1 protein-coding gene and 3 pseudogenes are annotated in these 5,110 nt (G+C 53.1%); 2 read left to right on the plus strand and 2 right to left on the minus strand.

Annotated elements, in window-relative coordinates:
- A pseudogene (locus ACTBDZ_RS14955) lies at positions 1-126 on the plus strand (IS481 family transposase); the annotation flags it as partial.
- A 654-nt stretch (positions 127-780) separates the two neighbouring features.
- Here the strand turns inward: ACTBDZ_RS14955 and ACTBDZ_RS14960 are convergent.
- Together ACTBDZ_RS14960 and ACTBDZ_RS14965 are read right to left on the minus strand one after the other, a co-directional pair.
- Positions 781-2,079, minus strand: a pseudogene (locus tag ACTBDZ_RS14960) (Ig-like domain-containing protein); the annotation flags it as partial.
- Positions 2,048-3,067 carry an Ig-like domain-containing protein gene (locus ACTBDZ_RS14965; protein ID WP_438815903.1) on the minus strand — a complete coding sequence of 340 codons (1,020 nt, stop codon included), beginning with the start codon at positions 3,065-3,067 and terminating at the stop codon, positions 2,048-2,050. The gene ACTBDZ_RS14965 and the pseudogene ACTBDZ_RS14960, both read right to left, overlap by 32 nt.
- A gap of 501 nt (positions 3,068-3,568) precedes the next feature.
- On the opposite strand from ACTBDZ_RS14965, the pseudogene ACTBDZ_RS14970 reads away from it, so the two are divergent.
- Positions 3,569-4,855 (plus strand): annotated as a pseudogene (locus ACTBDZ_RS14970) (TolC family outer membrane protein); the annotation flags it as partial.
- Positions 4,856-5,110 lie beyond the last annotated feature (255 nt).

Genomic DNA, 5,110 nt, shown 5'->3' on the forward strand with positions numbered 1-5,110 from the left:
GGCAGCGGCGTGCGCTCTATCTGGCAACGACACGACCTGGAGAACTTCCGTAAACGCCTGAGGGCACTTGAGGAAAAGGTCGCCAGAGAAGGCATCGTGCTTACCGACGCTCAAATCGCAGCGCTGCCGTTGGTATTGCTCTGCGTATAGTACGAATAGGTGCCGGTACCCACCAATGTTGGGATCGGATCCCCCCTCGGTTAACCAGACCCGTACGCCATTGCCGACGGCAACAATTTTCCCATCCTGAATATCAAAGCCACCGTTAGCGCTGCCACCATTAATGTGAATCACTTCACCACTGGGCGTACTGTTTCCACTGGTAATATCCAGCGTCACCGTCGGTGCATCCGCTACTGGCGTAATATCGATATTGAGCGCCGTCTCTGCACCAACGTTGCCTGCTTTGTCCACCGGTGAGAAATGCACGATGCCATAGGGTGAACCCGACGCATTTTCAGCAGGATCAAAACGCAAATCTGTGTTGGTCGAAGTGAACGACTGCCCAACAGCGACAGGTTTCCAGGTACCATTATCGTTGTAATACAGCGTACCGGCGCTGGCAGGCGGCAACGAGGAAATCACCACGCTGGTCGTATCACCAGAAACGCCAAGGCTGTCCCAACCGATATGTACTGGTGTATCTTCCAGACCAGTCACCGTCTCGTCGTGCGCGACAGGCGGTTTGGTGTCCAATATGGCTTGATCGTTATCGCGGGCCTGATTACCCGCGGGATCCGTTGCCGTTGCAACCACCTTAATCTTGCCTTCTGCCAATGTGCTCAGATCGGCTGAAGTACTCCATTTACCATCAACAACAGGCACATTAGTCAGTGTGACCTCTTTACCCTTACTGTCTGTAAAGACCAATGTCACATGGTCTTCTGTGCTGGTGCCCTGAATAAATTCTCCGGCCAATTCGTTCGCATTGAGATAGCCATCATTACCTGCAAAATCGGTGATATCAATTTCAGGTAAGGTTTTATCCATTATGGCATTGGCGCTATCTTGCGCGGTGTTCCCTGCCGCATCCGTTGCCGTCGCCACCACGGTGATTTTGCCTTCTGCCAGCGCCCCCAAATTAACCGTGTTATGCCATTTCCCGTCAAAGACCGGCACACTGCTGACAGAGACTGATTTGCCATTGCTATCCGTAAAGGTAAGGTTGACGAAACGCTCGTTGCTCGTCCCCTGGATAAATGCTCCTTCCAACTCTTGCTGATTGATATAGCCATCATTGCCGGCAAAGTGCTCGATATCTACCGACGGACCGGTCATATCCAGCGTCGAGGACGCGGTGTCGTGCGCCTGGTTGCCCGCCGGGTCAGTGGCGGTGGCCTTGACGTCCACCTTGCCTTCCGCCAGACCGCTCAGATCGGCGGTAGTGCTCCATTTGCCGTCCACCACGGAGACACCGGTCACCGTGACGACCTTGCCGTTCACGCCCGTGAACGTCAGATCCACCGTCTTCTCGTTGCTGGTGCCGCTCACCGGCGTGGCTTTGGACTCGGCGGTGTTGATATAGCCGTCGTCGCCGGCAAAGTGCTCGATATCTACCGACGGACCGGTCATATCCAGCGACGAAGACGCGGTGTCGTGTGCCTGGTTACCGGCCGGATCGGTCGCCGTGGCTTTGACGTCCACCTTGCCTTCCGCCAGACCGCTCAGGTCCGCCGTGGTGCTCCATTTGCCGTCCACCACGGAGACGCCCGTCACCGTGACGACCTTGCCGTTCACGTCCGTGAACGTCAGAGCCACCGTCTTCTCGCTGCTGGTACCGCTCACCGGCGTGGCTTTCGACTCAGCGGTATTGATATAGCCGTCATCACCGGCAAAGTGCTCGATATCGACGCTCGGGCCGGTGACGTCCAGCGTCGAGGACGCGGTGTCGTGTGCCTGGTTGCCAGCCGGATCGGTGGCGGTGGCTTTGACATCCACCTTGCCTTCCGCCAGACCGCTCAGGTCGGCGGTGGTGCTCCACTTGCCGTCCACCACCGTGACGTTTTTCACTTCCACGGTTTTTCCGTTGGTGTCGGTAAACAGCAGATCAACGCTCTTCTCGCTGCTGGTGCCGCTCACCGGGGTAGCTTTGGACTCGGCGGTATTGATATAGCCGTCGTCGCCAGCAAAAGTGGGTAATCGCAACGTCAGGCGCAGTAGTATCAACACCGTATGGGCGCGTAGCATTGGCGGTAGTCTGGTTACCCGCCTCATCCGACGTGGTCACAGAGGCGTTGACAACACTGTTGCTTACCAACACGCTACCCGGCACGCCGTCCACACTCCACGTTTTACCATCCGCATTCACCGTGGTGGTGTAACGTTCATTACCAATCGCCACAGTGACGGTATCACCCGCCTTCACGTCACCCGATACCGTCCCGCTAATGGTATGACTCTGTCCGGCCTCTTCTGCGTTAACAACATCGTCATTGGCAATAAGGTCGATCGTAATGCTTGCATCAGGGGGCAACGTATCTACGGTTACCGAATCCTGCCCCCCCGTACCTGGAATGCCGTTTTCATCGCTATATGAACCATCAGGAACGGTGACAGTGACCGTCCCTTCAAAATTGGGATTTGGAGTGGGCGTACCCGTCCAGCGGGTAGGATCGGTAGGATCCTGAACCAGATTGGTTAACGTACCGTTGCTCACGCTCACATCACTGGCATCAAAACCTACTGGCGGCTTGGTAAACGTGAAAGTCACTGAGCCATCAGGATTGATAACTATGGTCAACGAAGGAGGTGTCGTATCAGGTGTCGTTTCGCTGCTTGTTGCGGCGGCGAGAGTTACAGCGTCAGCGCCGGTCAGATCGTCGGTAGATGTCGCTGCAAATGCCAGCCCTTGGGTGTCATAACCTGCGGTTGCCTCTACCACTTGCCCCGTCAGGGAAAAGACCATATCGGCGGCACTAACGTGGCTGCCACCACCGTCGCCCACTTCACCAATGTCAGTATTACCCGCTGCTGGCGCTTCCAGCACTTGCGTCGGGTCTGCGCCTTGTGCGATAACATCCTGTAACGCAGCTACATCCTGAGCGTCTTGCACTGTGGCCTGCGGCACTACGTTGGTGTTGTCACTCCACTGGCTGTTTCTCCCAACATCCAGGGTTTTCCGTCCGGCAACGTGATAGACACGGAGCCGTTGCCACCCGTGACGATTTCTTCGCCACGATAAATTTTGTCACCTGCTGTTAATAACCGCTGTGTGCCAGAGCAAAAAATGACAGTATAGGCGTCAATCACTTGACTCGCTAAGCATAATCATAAAAAATTCGGAATATTCTTGCTACAAACTTTAATACAAAAGAGCATCAAATATTTCTCAAACATTGAATCAGAATGAGATAACAACACAATTAACTGATCATAAAGTAGTTTAAAAACTCTCACGGCGTTCTATTGAGAAAAAATCGCCGGATGGGAAATTAAGAATAATCACAAAAAAACCAAGCATTCAAATTAATCACAGCGTTTACATGCCATAAAGGAAAACAGCATTATGCTACCTGTATTTCGATACGCTTTTTTACCTTTAGGGATTATGGTCGCATAGCCTTCCAGCGCCGCGACTTTACAGGATGTAATCAAACAAACTCTTGCCACGCATCCCGAAGTCAGTGCGTCGGTGAACAGTCGGCTCTCCGCCGCTCATGATTTACGCTCTGCCAAGGGCGGGTATTTGCCATCAATCAACTTGAACGCAGGAACCGGTCGTGAGGAGACAGATACCGTTTCTACACGCGCGAGTGGCGGTAAAACAGAACTGCAACGCAGTGAATCCAGTATCACCTTACAACAAACGCTGTTTGACGGATTTGCTACGTCGAGCGAAGTCGGTCGGCAGAGAGCAACAGTCAATTCACGAGCCTACAAGGTACTCAATACGTCTGAGAACGTGGCCTTGAATGCGGTTCAGGTGTATCTCGATGTGCTGCAACGGGCAGAATTCGTCAAACTGGCGCAAAATAATCTCGCCAACCACGAGCGTATCTACGATCAGATCCGGCTGCGCAGCCAGCAAGGCGTTGCGCGCCTGGCAGATCTCGAGCAGGCTGAGGCGCGTTTGGCACAGGCAAGGAACAATCTGCTTACCGAGCAGACCAATCTTGATGACGCGAAGACCAACTACTTTAGCGTTACGGGTGTCGAGCCCGACAACCTGATACTACCAGATACCGCGTTGTTGACGATTACCGCCTCGCTGGCCGAAGCTCGGCGCGTCATGCTGGCCAATAGCCCAATACTCAAGTCCGCCGAATCAGACATCACTGCAACACAACAACAATATGAGGCTGCAAAGTCCTCCTATTATCCTCGTGTCAACATCGAGCTCGACCGCAATATGAATAACAATGTGGATGGCGTTCGCGGGCAAAGCAACGAGTGGCAGGCAATGGTCAGAATGCGTTACAACCTCTATCAAGGGGGAAGCAACAAGGCCAACGCGGATGCAAAAGCGTATCAAATTAAAGAGGCACAGGATATTCGCAACAACACGCTGCGTCAGTTGAACGAAGAGTTGCGTCTTGCCTGGACCGCGCTGAATAACGCCCGCCAGCAAATCCCTATCGCCGCTGAGTATGCCGATCGCAGTATGAAAGTTCGCACGGCCTACCAAAAGCAATTCAGCATTGGCGAACGCACACTGCTGGATTTGCTGGACAGTGAAAATGAGCTTCTCACCGCACAGCGTTGTCTGGTAGAGATTCAATTCATTGAGAGGTTTACCGAATATCGTATCAAGGCCAGAATGGGAGACCTGCTGCGCAACCTTTCTATTCAGAGCCCAACAGCAGGACAAAGTTTGGATAACGTCACGGCAGATGTGGATTTGCCTTCGTTAAACTAGCGTCTGCGTCGGAAACGACAGTGGGTTGCACGAGGCCGTGACTCGTTTGTCTGCCGTGTTTTACCTCACGTATCACGCGTGTGGTAAGCACGGCAGACTGTGTTATGTAAGGGAAGATCAGTGAGATGAAGTGTACTAGCTCAGACCTGATCTGACAGTTACCGGTTATTTATACAGGTGTCTGTCAGATTAAATCTGGTTCAGATTTTTTTCTGCCCAGACCCGTTTACCATCAAGTAATGTTGCCATTGGCGT

The organism is Symbiopectobacterium sp., assembly GCF_051710365.1.
Lineage (GTDB): Bacteria > Pseudomonadota > Gammaproteobacteria > Enterobacterales > Enterobacteriaceae > Symbiopectobacterium.